The sequence below is a fragment of the Streptomyces sp. NPDC048590 genome, from assembly GCF_043199535.1.
Classification (GTDB): domain Bacteria; phylum Actinomycetota; class Actinomycetes; order Streptomycetales; family Streptomycetaceae; genus Streptomyces.
In genome coordinates this window covers 69,770-90,994 of sequence record NZ_JBICWC010000012.1, presented here as the reverse complement: position 1 = coordinate 90,994, position 21,225 = coordinate 69,770, and the positions used below count along the sequence as shown (strand labels likewise).

The following is a 21,225-nucleotide window of genomic DNA, read 5'->3' as shown; positions in this document are numbered from 1 at the left end:
GGGGCGCCGACCGTCGACGGACGCGGTGGTGCTACGGCAGGCCCAGGGCGCCCAGGACCAGAGCGGCGACGGCATCCCGGTGACCGGGGGTGTCCTCCCAGTGCAGCCGGCGGCCGGCCTCGACCACGACGCCGAATCCGGCATGGACCAGGACGCGCGCCTGGCGCGGGTCCAGCTCCGGCCGCACCAGCAGGAGTTGCTGCTCCCACACCGCGATGTGCTCCCGCTGGGCGCGGATCAGCGGCTGCCGCAGGTCGTCCCGGAGGCCGGCCACCTCGGCCTCGGCGACGCTCGTCAGCTCGGTGTGCTCGAAGCTGTACGCCACATAGGTCGCCGCCAGCACCTCCAGAGCATCGCGCGGATCCGTCACCTCGCCGAGGTTCCGGTCGACGGCTTGGGCGAGCAGCCCCGCGGCCTGCAGGCAGGCGGCCACCAGGATGTCGACCTTGTTGGGGTAGTGGCGGTAGATCGCGGACGGGGCGAGCCCCACGGCTTCCGCGATCTGGCCGTTGGTGACCTTGACGAACCCGTCGCGCGCGAACAGCGGGACGGCCGCGGCCAGGATCTCCGCCCGGCGGGTGCGCGGCACCGGCTGTGCCGGCAGTTCGACACGGGCCGCTCCGCCGGAGCCCGGCGCGGGGGCGGCCCCGGCCACACCGAGGGCCGACGCCACGAGCAGGCTCTCGACCCGCTTCTGGGCGATGGAGACGTGATGCATCGAGATGGAACCGATCGCCCCCAGGGCCGCCGCCGCGCGCAACTCGGCCCCGGGCTCGGCGTTCTCGCGCTCCAGCGCCTCGGTGACCCTACCGACGACACGTGCGAACTTCGCCCGCAGAAGGCGCCGGTCGGCGTGTTCGAGGTACCGGGCCTCCCACCGGTAGAGCCCGCCGGCGGCGCGGTGGGTCACGGCGACCCGGGTCACGGCGCCCAGCACCCGCGCCGGGTCCGCCGTGCCGGGCAGCTCGTCGAGCACCGCGACCAGCCGGTCGACCAGGACGTTGGCGCACTCGGCGAAGAGCGCGTACTTGTTGGGGAAGTGCCGGTACAGGGCCGCCGCGCTGATGCCCACACCCGCGGAGATCTCCTCCATCGACGCCGCGTGGTACCCGCGCTCGCTGAACACGCGGCCGGCCGCCTCGATGATGAGCTGCCTGCGGTTGCGCGGACGGGTGGCCGCGATCGGATCGATGCTCACCGGTGGGCGGATGTACGCGGGGACGGGGCCATACGCACAAGTCAATCACAAGGCGTCCGAGGCCCGGAAACCACTGGGTCACCTGCGGCACCTCAGGTGACCCCCGCTTCACATCCACGTGATTCCTGATTAACAAAAGCCTTCTCCGGAGCCCTTCTCCCGGGCACAATGGCACTCACCCACCCCCTCCCCACCGTCCTGAACGCGAGGAGCGGCATGCCCACGTCCACTGCCCCCGCCTGGTCCTTCCGCCACCACTGGATGGCCCACGCGGCCACCCACGCGACGATGCGCCCCGACCGGCCCGCCCTGCGGTACCTCGGCGCCACCACCACCTGGTCGCAGCTGTCCGAGCGGTCACTGCGGCTGGCGGCGGCGCTGGCCGACAGGGGCGTACGGGAGGGCGACCGGGTCGCCCTGCTCACCCTGAACCATCCATGGTTCGTGGAGAGCGTGTTCGCCGCGAACAGCCTGGGAGCCATGGCCGTTCCGCTCAGCTTCCGTCTCACGCCGCCGGAGCTCGGCGGCATCCTGTCCGACTGCACCCCGTCGGCCGTCGTCGTCGACGCCCAGCTGCTGCCGCTGCTCCTGGCCGTGGGGCCCGTCCCCTCCGTGACCACGGTCGTCGTCATCGGCGAGACGGAGCAGGCCGAGGGGCGCGACAGGTACGAGGACCTCCTGGCCGCGTACGAACCGATGGAACTGCCGGACGTCAGCGAGGAGTCCACCGCGCTGATCATGTACACCTCGGGCACCACCGGCCGGCCGAAGGGGGTGATGCTCTCCCACCGCAACATGCAGATCCAGGCGATCACCTGTATCCGGGCGATGGACATCTACGACGACTCCGATGTCGGCTTCCTGACCGCGCCGTTCTTCCACATCGCGGGTCTCGGCTCGATCGTCGCGAACATCCTGGTCGGCAGCACGGTGGTGATCCACCCGCTGGGGGCGTTCGATCCGCGGGCCGTGCTCGACGCCTACGAACGCGAGGGCGCCACGATCGTCTTCAACGTGCCCCAGCAGTGGGATCTGCTCTGCGCGCAGCCCGACATCGACAAGCGCGACCTCAAGCTGCGTGTCATCAGCTGGGGCGCCGCGCCCGCGAGCGACGCGACGCTCCGTGCCATGGGCGAGTCCTTCCCCGACGCCCTCAACGTGGCGGTGTTCGGCCAGACCGAGACCTCGCCGATCACCTGCGTCCTGCGTGGGGCGGACTCGCTGCGCAAGCTCGGATCGGTGGGCCGGCCCATCCCGACCATCCAGTACCGCGTCGTCGACGCCTCCATGAACGACGTACCGGCCGGCGAGGTCGGCGAGATCGTCTACCGTGGCCCCACCGTGACCCAGGGGTACTGGAACAAGCCCGAGGAGACCGCGGACGCCTTCGAGGGCGGATGGTTCCACTCCGGGGACCTGGTGAGGCAGGACGACGAGGGGTTCGTCTGGGTCGTCGACCGCAAGAAGGACATGATCATCAGCGGTGGCGAGAACATCTACTGCGCCGAGCTGGAGAACGTGATCGCCGCGCACCCCTCGGTGCTCGAAGTGGCGGTGACCGGCCGGGCGGACGAGCGCTGGGGCCAGATTCCGGTCGCCTTCGTCACCCTGGCACCGGACACGGAGCTGTCACTGCGGCAGCTGACCGACTTCCTCGGCGGCAAACTGGCGTCCTTCAAGATGCCCAAGGATCTCGTGGCCGTCGCGGGGCTGCCGCGCAACGCGGGAGGCAAGGTCGTGAAGAGCAAGCTGCCCGCCCTCCCCTCTCCCGCCGCGCCGCCCTCCCGGGAGCCTTCCGCCGGGTGAGGCGGGCGGCCTTGCCGCCGGGACCTTGGCGCGCTCCAGCGGGGTCGGGGCCCGGTGTCCTCCGACGACCGGGTGTTCCCGCTCGTCGGAGGACGAGGGATGTCACTCGCCCCGCAGGTAGGCGGCGTCCATGGCCTCCAGCGCCTTGCCGACGTCCGTCCTGCCGGCGAACAGGGCCTCGATCTGCTCGAAGTGCGTCTGCTGGACCTGTGAGTTCGGCCAGTGCTGGTCCATGAAGGAGACGGTGGTCCCTGCCTTCTGCCGCGTGGTGACCTCCTTGATGGCCGGGTCCGCGGTGAAGGACTCGTTGGGGAGGGCGGGCAGTGTCGCTCCGGTGCGGTTGTAGAGATTCTGGCCCGCCTCCGAGCCGAGGAAGTCGACGAAGGCGAGGGCAGCCTTCCGGCGCGGGGTGCCGGCTCTGACCCCGTACGCGGCCGAGACCGCGCCGGGCATCCGGGTATCAGCCGGTTCGTCGGTTGCGGGCAGGGCCGTCATCCGCAGGTCCAGGCCCGGGTCGGCGGCGCGCAGTTCCGAGAGCGCGCTCGCTATCTGGACGGTTCCCACGGCCTGTCCCGCGGCCACCTGGTCGAGGGACTCCTCGTACGTCGTGTCGAGGGTGCCGGTGTTGAAGCAGCCCCGCTCGTCCATCTCCAGGTACTTGCGCAGAGCCGTCTTCCACGCGGAGTCCGCGAAGGTCTTCCCGGTGAACTGCATGCCGATGTCGAAGTCCGGCTCATCGGCGTAGACGGTTGTCGCCACCAGGGCGTAGGTAATGAGCTGGCGGACCCAGGGGGTCTCGTTGCCCAGCGCGAGGAGAACCTTGCCGTGTTCGCGGGCGGTGTCGCACAGGCCGAGCAGTTCCGTCCATGTGCGGGGTGGAGTGCCGCCGACGGCATCGAGCGTCCTGACCGACCAGACCGCCCCGATGGCGCTGAAGCTCACGGGCACGACGAAGGAGCCCCCGGAGGTTCCGACGACGGACTGGATCTCCTCCGGGATCCGGAGGTTGAACTGGCGCAGGCTGAGGTTCTCGAGAAGGTCGTCGTCCTCGAGGGCGGCTTCGGATGCCGGGTTGCCGCTGCCCGGCCAGACCGTGAAGACGTCGGGTCCTCTGCCGGCCCTGAGCTGGTCGGGGAGTTCCTTCTGCAGGGTGTTGATGTCGGCGAACGCGGTCTTCACCCGTACGTCCGGGTGGAGTCGCTGGAACTCCTCGACGACGGACTCCATCGCCGACCGGTCGGTTGCGGACGCGGTGACGGACAGCTCGACGGAACCGCTGCCGCCCTCGGCAGCGGACATGCCGCATCCGGCGGTCGAGGTGGATACGAGTACGAGAGCGAGGGAGAGCCCGAGCGGGCGTGGGAAGCGGAACACGGGCGAACTCCGGGCTGGAGGGGCGGACGTCGGGATGTGGCGCACGGAAATCGGTACGAGCGGGTGGTCTCGCGCCGCCCGGCCGGGAGTGGCCGGGCGGCCCGGGATCCACGGGAGGCCCCGGCGTCAGCCGAGCGCGAGTGTGCGCTGGGTGGTGATGTCGCGGGACGAACGTGCTGTCGCGAAGGTGTAGGTGCCGGGAGTGAGGGTCAGCGCCCCCGACTTCCAGGTGGTGAGGTCCTGGACGGGGATCGCGAGGGTGAGCCGCTTGCCGCCGGCCGCGGGGAGGGTGACCTTCTGGAAGGCGACCAGGCGGCGCGGCTCCGCGTCGGCCCCGGCGGGCAGCGTCGCGTAGACCTGGACGACCTCGGTGCCCTGACGCCGACCGGTGTTGGTGATGGTGACCGCGACGGTGACCTTCTTCGCCGCCTTGTCGTAGGTGACCTCCGGCGAGCCGTGGGTGAAGGTGGTGTAGGAGAGGCCGTGGCCGAAGGGGAAGCGAGGCGCCTGCCCCTTCGAGTCGTAGTAGCGGTAGCCCACCGCGATGCCCTCGTCGTAGGAGACGGTGGCGTTCGTGCCCGGGTAGGTGGCGGGGCTGGTGCCCGGACCCTGTCCGGAATCCGCGGGGAAGGTGACCGGGAGGCGACCCGACGGGTCGCTGTCACCGAACAGGACCGCCGCCAGGGCGGTACCGGCGCCGCGCCCCGCGTACCAGGTCTGCACCACGCCTTCGACGTCGTTCAGCCACGGGGTGGCTACCGGGCCGTCGGTGTTGAGGACGACGACCGTGCGCGGGTTCGCCGCGGCCACGGCGGTGACGAGCTGGTCCTGGTCACCGGGCAGTCCGTACGACCCGTGGTCCATGCCCTCGCCCGCGACCCGGTTCACGAAGACCACGGCGGCGTCGGCCGCGCGGGCCGCCGCGACCGCGGCCGGGATCAGGGACTCGGGCTGCCAGCCCAGGGTGAGGCCGCAGGTGCCGGTCTCCGCGGCGGCGTTGTCGTAGGTCAGTTCCACGGACACGGCACGCCCCGCGATCAGTTCGGCGGTTCCCTGGAGCGGGTAGTCGAACGGGCCGAGGAAGAAGCGCGCCATCTGCCGGCTGCCGGAGACGACGGTCTTCCCGTCGATCTTCAGCGTGGTGGTCCCTGAGGACAGCAGGGAGAAGCGGTGGAGTCCGGTGGTGGTCGGCGTGAGCGTGCCGGTCCACTTCGCCGACCACACCTGGGGCAGGCCCTCCACGGGGGCGGCGGTGAAGTCGACGGTCGCGTCGGTGCGGGTCGCGACCGGCGTCCCGGTGCCGGCGGCCCCGGCGTAGTAGGTCCCCGTCAGACCCGGGGTCCCGGCAGGGGTGCGCAGGACGGTCGAGGGGACGGTGGCGAGCGGTACGTCGCCCTTGGTGCCCTGGGCGTGCGCGACCTTGACCGAACTGCCGGCGCGGGCGCGGATCGCCTCCAGGGGGGTGGTCCAGGTGCCGGGGTCGACGTAGGTGGAGCCGGACACTCCGGTGAACGTGTCGGCGCCCGCGGGGCCGATGACGGCGAGCGACTTCACGGTCCCGGTCAGCGGGAGCGCCGACGCGCGGTTGGCCAGCAGCACCGTCGAGGCCACGGCCGCCTCGTGGGCGAGGTCCTTGTGCGCCTGCGTGCTGACATCGGCGGCCGGGGAGGGAACGGGGTGGTCGAAGAGGCCGTTGGCGAACATGGTGACGAGGATGCGCCGGGCGGCGTCGTCGAGCCGGGCGGCCGGTATCGCACCGCCGGTGAGGGAGCCCGCGGGGATCTGCACACCGCCGGGTCCGAGTCCGGCGAGGTCCATGCCGGCCTTGGCGGCGGCGACCTGGTCGTCGCCCGCCCAGAAGTCGGGCACGGTGTATCCCTGGAGGCCCATCCCCTTCTTCAGGTCGTCGAAGAGGCCGGTGTTCCTCGTGGCGAAGGTCCCGTTGATCTTCGGGTACGCCATCATCACCGAGGTGGTGGGGGCGGCGGCGATCACCCGGCGGAAGGGCGCCTGGTAGAACTCGTGCAGGGCGCGGTCGGAGACCTTGGTGTCGGTGAAGAAGCGGTTGACCTCCTGGGTGTAGCCCGCGAAGTGCTTGAGCGTGGCCGCCAGGTGCTGGGACTGGATGGCCGTGGTGAGGGCGGCGCCCAGGCGGCCGGCGAGCACCGGGTCCTCGCCCATGGCTTCGGCTTGACGGCCGAAGTGCCAGGTCCGCGTCAGGTCGATGGTGGGGCCCAGCGTGTTGTTGTAGCCCTTGGCCCTGCCTTCCGTACCGATCGCCTCGCCGATCCGTCCGGCGAGTTGCTCGTCGAAGGTGGCCGCTTGGGCCACGGGCACGGGGAAGGCCGTGACACCCGTCTCCCCGCGCAGCCCCGCCGAGGCGTCGACCATGGCGAGGGCGGGAATTCCGAGATGGGCCACTGCGGGGAAGTCGCACCGTACGAGGGCTTCCTTCTCGGCGGCCGTCATCCGGGCGAGGAGTTCGGCGGCCCTGTCCTGTGCGGCGGAAGCCGGTGCGGCGGCCGCAATCCCGGTCACGGCGGGGGCCATGCTCGCGGCGAGGGCGGTGAAGGCTGCGGCGGTAAGGAACTTTCGTCTGTTCACTGCGGCTCTCCGGAATGATGGGGCGGCTCCACGACACACCGCCACGGGACAAAAAGGGGGAGGAGGCCGGCCGAGGGGTCAGGTCACGGCCGGCCCCGGTTCACGGGGGCCTCATCGAGATTCCGGGCGGTGGCGACGCGCGCCGCCGCATCCGGGGGGATCGCTCTTCTCGCTTCTCGGCACAGGAATTTCACCGCATCCCACGGAAAATTCCGGCGCCCGGCGAATTGTCCGCCGAAGCTCTCGGCCCAGCACGTCAAAAACTAGAGGCCTTTCCTTCGTAAGGTCAACCCTCGGGAGACTTTTCCTCGAACCCTTTCCCTGGCTGCGGTTACAGATCTCGCGAATTGAAATGGGCCATGAAATTTCAATTGAATCGACCTCACCGCGCAGCAATCATCCACGCGCTGCATGGGAATCATTCGCAGAACAAATAGCAGCCCGGCGCATCGCGAAATGCGCCGGGCTGCCGCGATCACGCGAGTCCCTTCCGGTCAGGCCACCGCAGCCCTGGGTCCGGACGTGTCCAGGAGGTGCTCACCAGGACCGAGGGAGAGCGGTGCGCAGCCCGGGAGTTCGGCCGTGGCCGAGCAGCCCTCCGGGACGGTGATGTGGGCCGTCATGCCCGCCGCGGTGAGCTCCCAGGAGAGTGCCGCGGTCCCGTACGGCGTGTCGTGACGGGTACGGGCCCAGGTGATCCCGCCTCCCGGACGGGGCCTGAAGGAGAGTTCGCGGTAGCCCGCGGCGCTGGGTGCGATACCGCCGACCACCCTGTGCAGCCAGTCGGCGACGGCGCCGAGGGCGTAGTGGTTGAAGGAGGTCATGCCGCCCGGGTTCAGGGTGCCGTCCGGGCGCATGCTGTCCCAGCGCTCCCAGACCGTCGTCGCGCCCATGGTCACCGTGTACAGCCAGGACGGGCACTCCGTCTGGAGCAACAGGCGGTAGGCCACGTCGAGATGACCGTGATCGGTGAGTGCGTCGCAGATGAGGGGCGTGCCCACGAAGCCCGTGGAGATTCTCGCGTCATCGGCGAGGACGATCTCGGCGAGGCGATCGGCGGCGGGTCCGCGCTGCTCCGGGACGAGCAGCCCGAAGGCCAGTGCGACCGCGTACGCCGTCGCACTGTCACTGGTGAGGCGGGCGGTGGGCAGCACGTACCGGCGGCGGAAGGCGTCCGCCACCTCGTCGGCGAGCGAGGAGTACCGCGCCGCATCCGCCTGATGCCCCAACTCTGCTGCCGCCAGCGCGAGATGCCGAGCGGAGTGGGCGAAGTAGGCGGTGGCGACGAGGTAGCGGTCGGTCCGGCCGGCGGCGGGGTCGTCAGGCGGGGCGGCCGGGTCGAGCCAGTCCCCCAGCTGGACGCCGGTGTCCCACAGGCGGTCCGGCCCCGCCAGGCGTTCGACCAGGTCCACCCACGCCTTGGCCATGGGGTGGTGGCGGCGCAGGAGTTCACGGTCGCCGAAGCGCTGGAAGAGCGTCCAGGGAGTGAGGGTGGCGACGTCTCCCCAGGCGGCCCCGGGGTGGATCGGCGTCCACATGGGCTCGCCCGGGATGACCGGGACGTACCAGGGGATCGTCCCGTCCGGAAGTTGCTCCAGGCCGACGTCGGTCAGCCAGGAGTCGAGCAGTCCGGCGCAGTCGTGGAGGAAGCTGGCGGTGGGGGCGAACACCTGGATGTCTCCGGTCCAGCCGAGGCGTTCGTCGCGCTGGGGGCAGTCGGTGGGCAGGTCGACGAAGTTGCCGCGCATGCTCCATACGACGTTCTCGTGCAGGCGGTTGACCAGGGGGTCGCTGCATTCGAACCAGCCGGTGCGGCGCATGTCGGTGTGGTGGACGCGGGCGGTCACCGCACCGGAGGTCGGCTCGCCTGGCCAGCCGCTGATCTCGGCATACCGGAAGCCGTGCAGGGTGAAGCGCGGTTCCCAGGTGAGCGGGCCACCGCCGGAGAGGATCAGGGTGTCGACGGAGTAGGCCTCGCGCAGGGGCCGGGTGGCGAGTTCACCGTGCTCGAGGACCTCGGCGTGCCGCAGGGTGACGGTGGTCCCGGCCGGTCCGTCGACGGTGACCCGGAGCCGGCCGACGAGGTTCTGACCGAAGTCCAGCAGGTGGCGGCCGTCCTCGGTGCGGGTGATGGTGACCGGGGCGATCTCCTCGGTGCAGCGGACGGGCGGTCCGAGCGGGGCGACCAGGGTGCCGGGATCGCGGGAGCCCGTTCGGACCGGTGTCCACTCCCCCGTGCCCGAGCCCGCCGGGGTGGCCCATGCCGGGTCGTGCAGGCGGGCGTCGAAGGTCTCGCCCTCGTACAGGCCGCTGGTGAGGATCGGGCCGGGTGCCGCTCTCCAGGTCTCGTCGGTGGCCACCACGGTGGTGGTGCCGTCGTCGTACTCCACCTCCAGCTGGGCGATGAGCGACTGGTCGGTGCCGTAGATGTTGCGGGTGCCGCCGTCGAAGCCGTACTTGCCCCGGTACCAGCCGTCGCCGAGCCAGGCGCCGATGGTGTTCTCGCCCTCGGTGAGGTGGGCGGTGACGTCGTGGGTCCGGTAGCGCAGACGTTCCGGGTAGACGGTCCAGCCCGGGGCCAGTGCCTCGTCGCCGACCCGTGTGCCGTTGATCTCCACCTCGTACAGACCGTGGGCCGTGACATGGAGGCGGGCTCGGGCGACGTTCCCGCGGAGCCGGAAGTCCTTGCGCACACGGGCGGGGCGGCGTTCGGCTGCGGGGTCCTCGTCCCAGGCGGCGCCGACGGGTACGGCCCGCCAGTCGGAGGGGTCGAGGAGTCCGGCCTCGACGGACCGCGGTGCGCTCCAGTCCGAGGGAACGCCCGCGTCCGGCTGCCAGAGGCGTACGCGGACCTCGACGCGTTCCCGTGAGGTCAGCTCGTCGTGGGGCCAGGGCACGAGGATCTGCTCGGCGCTGTCGATCCGGCCCGTGCGGTACGTGCCACCGGGCCGGACGAGTTCGAGCTCGTACGCCGCCTGCCGGCCGGCACCGGGCGGCAGGGTCCAGCTGAGACGGGGGGAGGCGACTCCGATGCCGAGTCCGTCCGGAAGATGTTCGAAGGTGACCGGTGAAGGCCGAGGGGGGAGCAAGGGGTGACCTTTCTTCTGCGTGCGGTCACGTGTGCGGTTCGTTGACCTGAGGGGGTGGTTCCGCGCTGCGGGACGGGCCGTTCCCGGGGTACGGGCAGGGAACGGCCCACGCGGGGGCGGGCCGGCGTCAGCCCTTGACCGCTCCCGAGGTGAGGCCCTTCATGACCTTCTGGTTGAGGAAGAGGTAGATCAGCAGGGTGCCGAAGACGTTGATGCAGATGGCCGCGAAGAGCGGACCGTACTGGGTGGCCCCGAAGTCGCCGGTGAAGTTGAGCAGACCGACCTGAATGGTGCGCAGGTCCTGGTTGTTGGTGAATGTCAGCGCGATGAGCAGGTCGTTCCAGATGAAGAAGAACTGCACCAGGCCGACGGTCAGCAGGGCGTTGCGGACCAGGGGCACGCTGATGGTCCAGAAGGCGCGGAGGATGCCGGCGCCGTCGACGGTGGCCGCCTCGAACAGCTCACGGGGGACGCCGCGGTAGTAGGTGGCCATCATGAAGACGGTCAGGGGCAGTCCGGTGCCCGTGTAGGTCAGGATCAGCGGCCACAGGGTGCCGGAGAGCCCGGTCTGGAAGTACACGGTGAACAGGGGCAGCAGGATCATCTGCGGCGGGACCATCATGCCCGCGAGGAAGACCAGCAGGGTGAGGCTTCGGCCCTTCCACACCATGATCTGAAGGGCGAACCCGGCCGCCGTGCCGAGCAGGAGCATCAGCGCCAGTGCGGGAAGGACGGCGAGCAGGCTGTTCTGCACGTAGAGCCCGATGTGGCCGGTGGTCCAGGCATCGGTGTAGTTGCCCCACTCCCAGGTGGTGGGCAGGCTCCAGGTGGAGTTGTTCAGGTAGTCGTCGTTCGACTTCAGCGACGTCAGGAACATCCAGATCAGCGGGTAGACCTCGACGACCAGCAGCAGGGCGACGACGGCCTTCACCCAGAGGCGCCTGCCCCTGCGAGGGCGTGGCCGCCGGGCCGGCGGGCGGGCCGCGTGGGGGCCGGTGGAGGTCTTCGCGGGGGTGTCGATGGTGGCCATGGTTCTCAGCCCTCCGTGAGGTCGCGCCGCGAGACGCGGTAGACGACCAGGCTCACCAGCAGGCACACCACGGTCAGCAGCAGCGCGATGGTGCTCCCGTAGCCGTAGTCGCTGTAGGTGAACGACGTCTGGAACATGTACAGGGTCAGCGGGGTGGTGCCCGTGCCGGGACCGCCGTTGGTCAGCGCGACGATGGAGTCGAAGACCTTCAGCGTGCCGTTGATGCTGAAGATCAGTGAGGACATGAGGACGGGCAGGGAGAGCGGCAGCACGATGTGGCGGATGAGTCTCAGACCCGTCGCCCCGTCAAGCCGGCCCGACTCCAGGACCTCGTCGGGTATGTCCACCAGACCGGCGAAGAGCAGTACCGCGTAGAAGCCCATGGAGCGCCAGATGTCCATGGCGATCAGGACCCAGAAGGCGCTGCCCGCGCTGCCGAAGAAGTCGACGGAGTCGATTCCGACGGCGTTGAGCAGGGAGTTGACGGGTCCGGTCTGGGGAGCGACCTGGAAGAACTTCTGGAAGAGCAGGCCGACGGCGACGGTCGGCAGCACCACGGGGAAGAACACCAGGGTACGGATCAGTGCGGAGGCGCGCTTGAGGAAGAAGACGTAGAGCAGCGCCAGGAGGTAGCCCGCGACGACCTGGCCGGCGGTGACGACCACGGCGTACTTCAGCGTGAACCAGAGGGCGTCGTGCACGGCCGGGTCGTCGAGGAGGCGGGAGAAGTTGGCGACGCCGTTGCCGGTGAAGCCGTCGATCGTGTTGCCCTTGGTGAAGGAGTACCCGAGTGACCACACCATCGGGACCAGCATGATCAGGGAGTAGACGAGGAGGGCGGGACCGAGCAGGATCGCGATGGCCCTGCGGTCACCGAGTACGCGGTGCATGGATGGTGTCCACTTTCGTCGGGGGGACGGGGGCGGCCCGCCCACGGCGGGGAGAGAAGCGTGCGGGCCGCCCCCGGCCGGTCACTGGGCGGCCAGGGCGTCCTGGACGGTCTGCATGAACTTCTCCGGGCTGGTGCTCCCGCTGACCAGGCCGGCCGCGTTCTGCTGGCTGACCGTGGTGGCCTTGGTGCTGAAGAGGGCCTCGAACCACAGCACGTTCTGCTTGGAGGCACTGATCGTGTCGCGCACCTGGGTGGTGACCTCGTTGGCGTCCTTCACCTCGGTGTTCACCTTGAATCCCGAGATGGAGCCGTGGTCCTTCAGCGCGGTGGAGCCGTAGTTCTTCGCGATGCAGGAGACCCAGTCACCGGTCTTCTTGTCGAAGGACTTCGCTCCGAGGGTGATGCCCAGACCGACGTTGGAGGGGTACTGGTCGGCCGAGCCCTTGCCGCCGGAGACGGCGGGGAAGGGCATGAAGCCGACGTTCTCGGCACCGACCTTGTTCTGCTTCTCGTCCGAGATGTTCGCCAGTGCCCAGCTGCCCATGTAGAACATGGCGGCCTTGCCGGCCAGGAACTGGTTCATCGCCGTGTCGTAGTCGATGGAGCCGACGCCCTTGCCGAAGTACCCCTTCTTCCCGAGCGCGGCCACCTCCTCGGCGGCCTTCACGTACTCCGGGTCGGTCAGCTTCGCCTTGCCGTCGGCGACCTTCTGCAGGGCGTCCGGGCCGAGGCTGCGGTAGAGGTAGCCGCTGATCAGCCGGGTCAGCGGCCAGCCCTGCTGGCCGGAGGCGGAGAACGGCTGGACACCCTCGGCGTCGAGCTTCGCCGAGGCCGAGACCAGCTCGTCCCAGGTGGTGGGGGTCTTCAGTCCGTTCTCCTGGAAGAGCTTCTTGTTGTAGAAGATCCCCTCGATGTTGTACTCGTACGGCAGGACCTCCAGCTTGCCGCCGTAGAGCGCCTTGATGGTCGAGACGGCGGCCGGCTCCAGCTGGTCGAGGGCACCCAGCTTCTTGAGCTCCGCCTCGAGGTCGGCGACCTTGCCGGACTTGGCCAACTGCTGGGTGAGGGCAGGTGCGTTGCCCGCGGCGAACTGGACGGGCAGCGCGTCCTGACCGGCCAGCAGCTGGAGCTTCTGGTCCAGGCTCGCCTGCGGAACGGTCTCCACCTTCAGCGGCAGGGCGTCCTGAGCCGGCTTGCACGCCCCCTTGGACATGCTGGTCAGGGCGGTCTTCACGGTGGTGTTCTCGGTGACGCTCAGGTAGCTGAAGTCCTTGGGCGCGGAGGTGGAGCCGCTGCCCGAACCGCTCCCGCCGCAGGCGGTGGCGAGCAGCGCGATCGACGCGGTACCCGCGGTGAACAGGCTGAGCCGCGCACGTCGGGCGCGGGCGATGCGAAGAGACACGGAAACTCCCAGGAATCATGACGGGAAGGTGGGATGCGGGAAAGGGCGCCAAGGGCGAACAAGCGGGCCCGACATGACGGCGGGACGGCTACGGCGGCCGAGTTTGTATAACGTTCTCCGCACCGGGTGGGCAACACCATGCACCTCCCTCCGGCCACCGTCAAGACACAGCGAGGTAACACCGTATTGACAAGGGGATTGCTTGACGGAAGCCAAGAGGTACTGTGTAGACCGTTGCACCTACACCGACACCATCCGGGGCGTGGACTATGGACGGGGCTGCGGCCAGGCCGAACAAACGCGTGACCATCACCGATGTCGCCCGCCACGCGGGCGTGTCCACGGCGGCGGTCTCCAAGGTGATGCGCAACGCGTACGGGGTGAGCCCCTCCATGCGTGAGAGGGTCCAGGCGGCCATCGCCGAGCTCGGATACCGGCCGCACGCGGCGGCGCGGGGGATGCGCGGGCGGACGTACACCATCGGTGTGCTGCTGGACAACGTCCGCAACGCGTTCTTCGCCGACATCCTCGACGGCATCGGGGACGAGCTCCGTGAGACCGAGTACACGGTCCTGATCGGAGCGGCCGGCTTCGGGCCCGAGGAACAGGCCAGAACCATCCGTTCCATGGTGGACCGTCAGATGGACGGGCTGATCCTGATCGCGCCGGGCACACCGCGCGCCGAGGTGCTGGCCACGGCCGCCGCGACACCGACCGTGGTCATCGGCCATCACGACGCCTCCGACAGCTACGACTCGGTCGTCGACGCCGACGACCTCGGTGCCGCCCTGGTGGTGGACCATCTCGTCTCGCTGGGCCATCGCGACATCGCCCTGGTCTCCGCCCCCGGCACCAGGGCCAACAAGTGGAAGCGCACGCCCGAGGCGGTGCTGAGCGAGGGCTATCTCGGGGCGATGGAGCGGCACGGGCTCACGGACCTGGCACGCGTCCACCACACCGCCTACTCCGACGAAGGAGGCTTCAAGGCGGGCATGACGCTGCTGACCGCCGAGCGTCCACCGACCGCCGTGATGACCGGCGCGGACGTCGCGGCGCTGGGGGTCTACCGCGCCGCGCACGAACTCGGCCTGAGCATCCCCGGGGACCTGTCCCTGGTCGGCTACAACAACACCGCGCTCGCCGCCCTGGCGCCCGTCCAGCTGACCAGCGTGGACCAGGCGGGGCAGACCATGGGGTCGGCCGCCGCCCGGATGCTCGTCGAACGCGTCGAGAACCGGAGGGACAGGGCCATCCAGACCACGATGACCCCGAGGCTCGTGGTCCGTTCCACCACCGCCGCGCCCCGCGGACGCTAGACCGTGGATCGGCGGCCGGCGCCGGCGATGCGGCGCGGGGGCGATCCGGCGGGACCGTTCGCGGGCCCGGTGGACGGCCCGCCCAGGGTCGGCGTCAAGGACGTGGCCCGGAGCGCCGGGGTGTCGCTGGGCACCGTCTCCAACGTCCTCAACCGGCCCGAGGTGGTGGCCGAGTCGACGCGCTCGCGCGTCCTGGAGGTGATCGACTCCCTGGGCTACGTACGGTCCGAAGGGGCCCGGCAGTCGCGCGGACAGGCCTCCCGGGTCATCGCCGTGATGGTCCTCGACATCGCCGACCCGTTCGTCACGGCTCTCACCTCCGGGGTGCAGCAGGCAGCCCGGGAGGCGGACCTCGACGTCATGGTCTGCGCCGGCGGCAACGACCCGGCCGAGGCCGCGCGCCAACTGTCGCTCATCGCCTCGCACCGGGTACGAGGTGCCGTTCTGACCTCCGGTGAGACCGTGGGCCGCACCGTGGAGGCGTTCCGCCGCAGCGCGGTCCCCTTCGTCCTGGCCGACGAGTGCGCTCCCCGCTCCGCGGCGTGCTCCGTCGGGATCGACGACGTGGCCGGCGGGCGTGCCGCGGTGCGCCATCTCGTCGACCGCGGCCACCGTTCGCTCGCCTTCGTAGGCGGGCCCGGCCGTCTCCAGCAGGTGCGGGACCGGCGCCGGGGTGCTCTCGGCGCGCTGAGCGAGTACGGTCTGCCGCTCGCGGCGATGAGGGAACTGCCCTGCGACGCCCTCACCGTGACGGCGGGCAAGGACGCCGGGCACCGCATCCTCGGCCTGCCCGAGCGGCCCACCGCCGTCTTCTGCGCCAGTGACCTGCTCGCCCTCGGGGTCCTGCAGGCCCTGTACGAAGCCGGTCTCAGCGTGCCGGACGACATCGCCGTGGTCGGCTGCGACGACATCGGGTTCGCGGCCTCCGCCGTCGTACCCCTCACGTCCGTACGCCGTCCCGCGGTCGCCATGGGACGGCGGGCCGGCCGGCTGCTCATCGAGGACACCGCGGGTGGGACACCCCATGAACACACGCAGGTCCTGCTGCAGCCGGAGCTGGTCGTGCGCCGGTCGACGATGGCGGCTCCGGCTCGCTGACCCCGGCCGGCCGGGGAGCCGGGCGGGCATGTCGGCGGAAGCGGGCACGGCGGTACTCCGGAGCGTGGAACAGGGGCCGGCACCGTGCGGGGAGGGCCGGCCGGCGAGCGGGACGCGCCGGCTCACCTGGTACGAGCATGGGCTCCGGTCGGGGCCGTGCCCACCCCTGCCGCGATGCACGTCATGGATGTCCGCATCCATGACATGGATGGCCCCCGGGCAGTCCCCGGGCGCCCCGTTCACCCCTCCGGCACGTCGACCATGCGCCTGCCCACGCGGGCGGCGGTCTCCCGCAGCCAGATGTGGGCCGCGTCGTGGGTGTGCACCGGATGCCACCACATGGCCTCGCGCAGCGGCACGGCCTCGTAGGGCGGCTCCACCACGCGCACCTCGGCGAGCGGTGTGAGCAGCCTGGCGAGCCGGGCCTGGATCAGCGCGATGCGGCGGGTCCCCGCCACCAGCAGCGGAATGCTCTGGAAGCTGTCCACGGAGACCTCGACCCGGGGCTCGATGCCGAGCATCCCGAGCTGACGGACCGCGGGGGCGTCGTAGGTGCGCTGGTAGGTGACCCAGGGAAGCCGGGCCAGGTCCTGCCGGGTGAGGGGTCCCTCGACGCTCGGGTGCCCCTCGGAGACGAGGAAGACCCAGCGGTCCCCGTACAGGTCGGTGGCCGGGAAGTCGCTGATCACGCCGTGCGGCATGAGCAGCCCGTCGGACGTGCTCAGCAGCGTGTCCGTGGCGTCGACCACCGTGGTCGGGGTCTGCGCGAACCGCAGACGGATGCCCGGCGCCTCCTCGTGCACCGCGCGGGCCAGTTCGGCGCCGAAGACGGCGACGGCGTAGTCGGAGGCGATCAGCTTGAACTCCCGGCGCTCCCGGGCCGGATCGAAGTCGGCCTGGCTGGCGAAGAGCCGTTCGAGCATGTCGTACGCAGTGGTGGTGCGGTCGAGGAGGACCTGGCCGAGCGCGGTCAGTTCGTAGTGCCCGCCGACACGGGCGAGGAGTTCGTCGTCGAAATGCCGGCGCAGACGGGACAGGGCGGCGCTCATCGCGGGCTGGCTGAGACCCACCCGCTGCCCGGCGCGGGTGACGTTGCGCTCCTCCAGCAGGGCACGCAGGGCGACGACGAGATTGAGGTCCAGACGACTCAGATTCACGGGCTTCTCTCTCGCTGTGCGGCACTGACCAGCGTAAATCGATGTCATGGATGCCAATGATCCACAGAATCTATTTCCCTGATCACGGGTGGGGGGTCCAGATTAGTCACATCGCAATCAGGAGGACATGTCCGTGAAACCTGAAGCCACGTCCGCGCTCTTCGCCGGACCCTTCGCTCTCGCCACTCTCTCCCTTCCGGGTGAACCGGCCTTCCCCGCCCTGGTCACAGCCGACGAGCGGGTGATCGATCTCCGTGTCGCCCTCGCGGAACCGGAGTTGACCGTACGGCGCCTGCTCGACGGCTGGGACGGGGCGGTCGCCCGTCTCACCGCGCTGGCCGCGGACGGGACGGCCGCGACGGAGCCGCTGGCGGACTTCCGGGTGCACGCGCCCGTCGAACCGCGTCAGGTGTTCCAGTCGGGCGCCAACTACCGGCAGCACGTCATCGACCTGCACGTGGCGCACCGGGCGCCCGGGGACGACCGCCCCGAGGAGGAGCGGCGCGCCGAGGCCGCGGAGATCATGGACCGGCGGGCCACGGAGGACCTGCCGTACATGTTCATCGGCCTGCCCGGCGCGATCACCGGCCCCTACGACGAGGTCGTCCTGCCGGCCTGGGCGGAGAAGCCGGACTGGGAGCTGGAGCTGGCCGCGGTGATCGGGCGCCCCGCCCACCAGGTGTCCGTCGAGGAGGCCCTCGACCACGTCGCCGGGTACACCATCGCCAACGACCTGACCGACCGGGCGACGGTGTTCCGGCGGGACATGCCGCAGATCGGCACCGACTGGCTGCGGAGCAAGAACGCACCGGGCTTCACCCCGCTCGGCCCGTGGATCGTGCCCGCCTCGTCGGTCCCGGACACGGGCGACCTGCGCCTCACGCTGAAGCTCAACGGCGAGACCATGCAGGACGAGTCCACCAAGGACATGATCTTCGACGTGGCCCGCATGGTCTCCTACGCCTCCCAGACGGCCCGTCTGCTCCCCGGCGACCTGGTCCTCACGGGCTCCCCCGCCGGCAACGGGATGCACTGGGGCCGGCTGCTGCGCGACGGCGACGTCATGGACGCCTCGATCACCGGGCTCGGCTCCCAGCGCACCCCCTGTGTCGCAGAGGTGACGCCGTGACCCCGGACCGCACCGACCCCGAGGGCGCGATCGCCCGGACCGCGAAGGCGCACTCCAACTGGGGCCGCTGGGGCGACGACGACGTGCTCGGCACGCTGAACTTCCTCGACGAGGCGAAGCGGCGCGAGGGTGCCGCGCTGATCCGGCGGGGTGTCAGCTTCTCCCTGTCCCAGCGCTTCGACATCGACGGCCCGCAGAAGGGCTGGCGCAAGCGCACCAACCCGGTCCACACCATGCTGGACACCGGCACCGACGCCGCCCTCGGCAACCAGGGGCTGCCGCACGGGATCGGCGGCGCCGACGACGTCATCGCGATGCCGTTGCAGTGCTCCACCCAGTGGGACGGCCTCGGCCACATCTTCGACCACGGCAAGGCCTGGAACGGCCGCCCCGCCGAGCAGGTCGTCACCTCCGACGGCGACCAGGTCACCGGCATCGAGCACATGGCCCCGCACGTCGCGGGACGCGGTGTGCTGCTCGACGTGGGACGGGCGATCGGCACGGACGGCGAACTGCCCGACGGTTTCGCCGTCACCGAGGAGCACCTCAACACCACCGCGCGGGCGCAGGGCGTCACCGTCGGCCGCGGGGACATCGTGCTGGTGCGCACCGGGCAGTTGGCCCGGGTCCGCCGGGACGGCTGGGGTGACTACGCCGGCGGTCCCGCGCCGGGGCTTTCCTTCACGACGGCCGGCTGGCTGCACGGCAGCGAGATCGCCGCGATCGCCACCGACACCTGGGGATTCGAGGTCAGGCCCAACGAGTTCGACCAGGCCTTCCAGCCCCTGCACCAGGTCGCCATTCCCCATCTCGGCCTGCTCATCGGCGAGATGTGGGACCTCGACGCCCTCGCCGAGGACTGTGCGTCCGACGGCGTGTACGACTTCTGGCTCACCGCCGCACCGCTGCCCATCACCGGCGCGGTCGGCTCGCCCGTCAACCCGATCGCCGTCAAGTAGACAGCGGAACGAAGGAGTTCCCATGACTGAAGACCGCACGGTCCTCGTCGTCGGCGGCGGCGCCGCCGGCAACGCCGCGACCGTCCTGCTGCGCCGTGCCGGCTTCGGCGTCGACCTCGTCGAGGCCAAGGACGACTGGAACGCCACCGCCGGCTCCGGCATCACCGTGCAGGGCAATGCCCTGCGTGTCCTGCGCGAACTCGGCGTGTGGGACGAGGTGGAGGCCTCCGGCTACGGATTCGGCTCGGTCGGGATCACCGCGCCCGACGGCACCGTCCTGCACGTCCAGGACGACCTGCGTACCGGCGGCGACGACCTCCCCGCCACCGTCGGCATGCAGCGCCCGCGGCTCCAGCAGATCCTCATCGGGGCGGTGCGCGCCAGTGGCGCGACCGTGCGTCTCGGTACCACCGCCGAGATCCTCGGCCAGGACGCCGACGGCGTCGACGTCCGGCTCTCCGACGGAACCGAGCACCGCTACGACCTGGTGATAGCGGCCGACGGCATGGGGTCGGCCACGCGCGCCGCGATCGGCATCACCGCCAAGCCCGAGCCGACCGGCATGGCCATCTGGCGCGTCGAGGCGCCGCGTCCCGCCGCGGTGACCCGCACCGATCTCGCCTACGGCGGGCCGGCGTTCATCGCGGGCTACTGCCCCACCAGCGAGACGACCCTGTACGCGTACGCCGTCGAGGCCAACCGCGACCGCGCCGCCATCGCGCCCTCGTCGTACGCGGACGAGATGCGCGGCCTCACCCGGCACTACGGCGGCTTCTGGCCGGAGATCACCGAACACATCACCGACCCGGCGAAGGTCAACTACACCTGGTTCGACCGGATGCTCGTCGAGGGCTCCTGGCACCGCGGCCGTGTCGTCCTCGTCGGTGACGCCGCACACTGCTGCCCTCCCACCCTGGCCCAGGGCGCCGCGCTCTCCCTGGAGGACGCGTGGGTGCTCGCGCAGCTGCTGACCGGCTCCGGCACCTGGGACGACGCCCTCTTCCAGGCGTACTACGAGCGGCGCGTGGCCCGGGTCCGTCCGGTGGTGGAGGCGTCCGTGCAGATCGGTCAGTGGCAGCTCGACGGGGTCCGCGACGCGGACGTCCCCGGTCTGATGGGCCGCACCATGGCGATGCTGAGGGAGCTGCCGTGACCTTCCCCGAATCCGGTGCGGCCGCCCCCACGGTGGACGTGCACGCCCACATCCTGCTGCCCGGCATCGAGGCCCTGGTGGAGGGGCAGCCGGGACTCGCCGAGGCACGGGCGCTGGACGCCCGCCGCAACGGCCCGGAGGCCCTCGCGGTCAGCGGCCCCATGGTCCGTGACCGCTTCGCCCGCCTGACCGACGTGGACGTACGCCTCGCCGCCATGGACGCCCAGGGTGTGGACGTACAGCTGGTCAGTCCCTCCCCCTCGCACTACCACTACTGGGCGGACGAGCAGACGGCGGAGAAGGTGTTCCGGCTCGCGCACGAGGAGACGGCGGCCCACTGCGCGGCAGCCCCCGACCGGCTGCGCGGGCTCGGTCTCGTACCCCTCCAGCACCCCGGACTCGCGGTCGAGGCCCTCGACCACGCGCTCGCCCAGGGCCTGCTCGGCGTGGAGCTCTCCAGCCACGCCCCGGGCCGGGAACTCTCCGACCCGGCCTACGAACCCCTGTGGGCCCGAGCCGAGGAGACCGGAGCCCTGCTGTTCCTCCATCCCTTCGGCTGCACCCTCGACGAGCGGCTGGACCGGTGGTACCTCTCCAACACCGTCGGACAGCCCACCGAGAACGCCGTCGCCCTCTCGCACCTGATCTTCTCCGGGGTACTCGACCGGCACCCTGGCCTGAAGCTGATCGCCGCACACGGTGGCGGCTATCTGCCCACCCACATCGGCCGCGCCGACCACGCCTGGTCGGCCCGGTCCGACGCGGGCGCCGGCTGCGCACACCTGCCCAGCAGCTACCTGCGGCGGCTCCACTTCGACTCGCTGGTGCACGACCCGCACGTGCTGCGGGAGCTGATCCGGGTCGCGGGGGCGGACCGGGTACTGCTCGGCTCGGACTTCCCCTTCGACATGGGCAGCGAGGACCCGGTCGCGGCGCTGCGCGCCGCCCGCCTGTCCGACACCGACCTCCACGCCGTACGGGGCGGCAACGCCGCCGCCCTCCTCCGGAAGGACTGACA

At 70.8% G+C, this 21,225-nt stretch carries 15 protein-coding genes; 7 read left to right on the top strand and 8 right to left on the bottom strand.

All coding sequences use genetic code 11. The features are described 5' to 3' along the window. Positions 1–31: 31 nt before the first annotated feature. Positions 32–1,198 (bottom strand): TetR/AcrR family transcriptional regulator, encoded by a 1,167-nt coding sequence (locus ACGFNN_RS30130; protein WP_393560632.1) that lies wholly within the window; start codon positions 1,196–1,198, stop codon positions 32–34. A gap of 216 nt (positions 1,199–1,414) precedes the next feature. On the opposite strand from ACGFNN_RS30130, the gene ACGFNN_RS30125 reads away from it, so the two are divergent. Next, positions 1,415–3,004, top strand: coding sequence for an AMP-binding protein (locus ACGFNN_RS30125; protein WP_393560630.1), 1,590 nt, complete (start codon positions 1,415–1,417; stop codon positions 3,002–3,004). Between the two features lie 102 nt (positions 3,005–3,106). Here the strand turns inward: ACGFNN_RS30125 and ACGFNN_RS30120 are convergent, their stop codons facing one another. From ACGFNN_RS30120 to ACGFNN_RS30095, 6 genes are all read right to left on the bottom strand, one after another. Continuing rightward, the gene (locus ACGFNN_RS30120; RefSeq protein WP_393560628.1) at positions 3,107–4,378 is read right to left on the bottom strand and encodes an extracellular solute-binding protein; all 1,272 of its coding nucleotides are present in this window, start codon (positions 4,376–4,378) and stop codon (positions 3,107–3,109) included. 126 nt (positions 4,379–4,504) lie between these two features. Continuing rightward, positions 4,505–6,982, bottom strand: a complete 2,478-nt coding sequence (locus ACGFNN_RS30115) for a glycoside hydrolase family 3 protein (protein WP_393560626.1) — start codon at positions 6,980–6,982, stop codon at positions 4,505–4,507. 494 nt (positions 6,983–7,476) lie between these two features. Beyond that, entirely contained in the window at positions 7,477–10,071 is a 2,595-nt protein-coding gene (locus tag ACGFNN_RS30110) for a family 78 glycoside hydrolase catalytic domain (protein WP_393560624.1), read from the bottom strand. Between the two features lie 127 nt (positions 10,072–10,198). Then, a complete protein-coding gene (locus ACGFNN_RS30105; RefSeq protein WP_365090291.1) occupies positions 10,199–11,101 on the bottom strand; it encodes a carbohydrate ABC transporter permease in 903 nt (300 codons plus the stop codon). A gap of 5 nt (positions 11,102–11,106) precedes the next feature. Further along, a complete protein-coding gene (locus ACGFNN_RS30100) occupies positions 11,107–11,991 on the bottom strand; it encodes a carbohydrate ABC transporter permease (RefSeq protein ID WP_393560622.1) in 885 nt (294 codons plus the stop codon). A gap of 81 nt (positions 11,992–12,072) precedes the next feature. Further along, on the bottom strand, positions 12,073–13,395 hold the full coding sequence (locus tag ACGFNN_RS30095) for an ABC transporter substrate-binding protein (RefSeq protein WP_393560620.1): 1,323 nt from the start codon (positions 13,393–13,395) through the stop codon (positions 12,073–12,075). 302 nt (positions 13,396–13,697) lie between these two features. On the opposite strand from ACGFNN_RS30095, the gene ACGFNN_RS30090 reads away from it, so the two are divergent. Together ACGFNN_RS30090 and ACGFNN_RS30085 are read left to right on the top strand one after the other, a co-directional pair. Then, positions 13,698–14,711: a LacI family DNA-binding transcriptional regulator gene (locus tag ACGFNN_RS30090; RefSeq protein WP_393560618.1), complete on the top strand. Its 1,014-nt coding sequence runs from the start codon at positions 13,698–13,700 to the stop codon at positions 14,709–14,711. A gap of 27 nt (positions 14,712–14,738) precedes the next feature. Then, positions 14,739–15,809, top strand: a complete 1,071-nt coding sequence (locus ACGFNN_RS30085) for a LacI family DNA-binding transcriptional regulator (RefSeq protein ID WP_393560852.1) — start codon at positions 14,739–14,741, stop codon at positions 15,807–15,809. A 239-nt stretch (positions 15,810–16,048) separates the two neighbouring features. Here the strand turns inward: ACGFNN_RS30085 and ACGFNN_RS30080 are convergent, their stop codons facing one another. Next, entirely contained in the window at positions 16,049–16,966 is a 918-nt protein-coding gene (locus ACGFNN_RS30080) for a LysR family transcriptional regulator (protein WP_393560616.1), read from the bottom strand. 127 nt (positions 16,967–17,093) lie between these two features. Between ACGFNN_RS30080 and ACGFNN_RS30075 the strand changes: the two genes are divergently transcribed. Genes ACGFNN_RS30075 through ACGFNN_RS30060 form a run of 4 tightly spaced genes read left to right on the top strand, consistent with a single transcriptional unit; the run spans position 17,094 to position 21,223 of the window. Then, positions 17,094–18,095: a fumarylacetoacetate hydrolase family protein gene (locus ACGFNN_RS30075; RefSeq protein WP_393560614.1), complete on the top strand. Its 1,002-nt coding sequence runs from the start codon at positions 17,094–17,096 to the stop codon at positions 18,093–18,095. Continuing rightward, on the top strand, positions 18,092–19,054 hold the full coding sequence (locus tag ACGFNN_RS30070) for a cyclase family protein (protein WP_393560612.1): 963 nt from the start codon (positions 18,092–18,094) through the stop codon (positions 19,052–19,054). Before ACGFNN_RS30075 ends, ACGFNN_RS30070 begins: the two co-directional genes overlap by 4 nt. 22 nt (positions 19,055–19,076) lie before the next feature. Beyond that, on the top strand, positions 19,077–20,207 hold the full coding sequence (locus tag ACGFNN_RS30065) for an FAD-dependent oxidoreductase (protein WP_365090271.1): 1,131 nt from the start codon (positions 19,077–19,079) through the stop codon (positions 20,205–20,207). Next, the gene (locus tag ACGFNN_RS30060) at positions 20,204–21,223 is read left to right on the top strand and encodes an amidohydrolase family protein (protein ID WP_393560610.1); all 1,020 of its coding nucleotides are present in this window, start codon (positions 20,204–20,206) and stop codon (positions 21,221–21,223) included. The genes ACGFNN_RS30065 and ACGFNN_RS30060 overlap by 4 nt, the downstream gene beginning before the upstream one ends. The last annotated feature ends 2 nt before the right edge of the window (positions 21,224–21,225 follow it).

Coding starts and splice junctions, on each gene's coding strand:
- ACGFNN_RS30105 (WP_365090291.1), bottom strand. CDS start 11,101: ATGGCCACCATCGACACCCCCGCGAAGACCTCCACCGGCCCCCACGCG.
- ACGFNN_RS30125 (WP_393560630.1), top strand. CDS start 1,415: ATGCCCACGTCCACTGCCCCCGCCTGGTCCTTCCGCCACCACTGGATG.
- ACGFNN_RS30065 (WP_365090271.1), top strand. CDS start 19,077: ATGACTGAAGACCGCACGGTCCTCGTCGTCGGCGGCGGCGCCGCCGGC.
- ACGFNN_RS30100 (WP_393560622.1), bottom strand. CDS start 11,991: ATGCACCGCGTACTCGGTGACCGCAGGGCCATCGCGATCCTGCTCGGT.
- ACGFNN_RS30075 (WP_393560614.1), top strand. CDS start 17,094: ATGTCCGTGAAACCTGAAGCCACGTCCGCGCTCTTCGCCGGACCCTTC.
- ACGFNN_RS30085 (WP_393560852.1), top strand. CDS start 14,739: ATGCGGCGCGGGGGCGATCCGGCGGGACCGTTCGCGGGCCCGGTGGAC.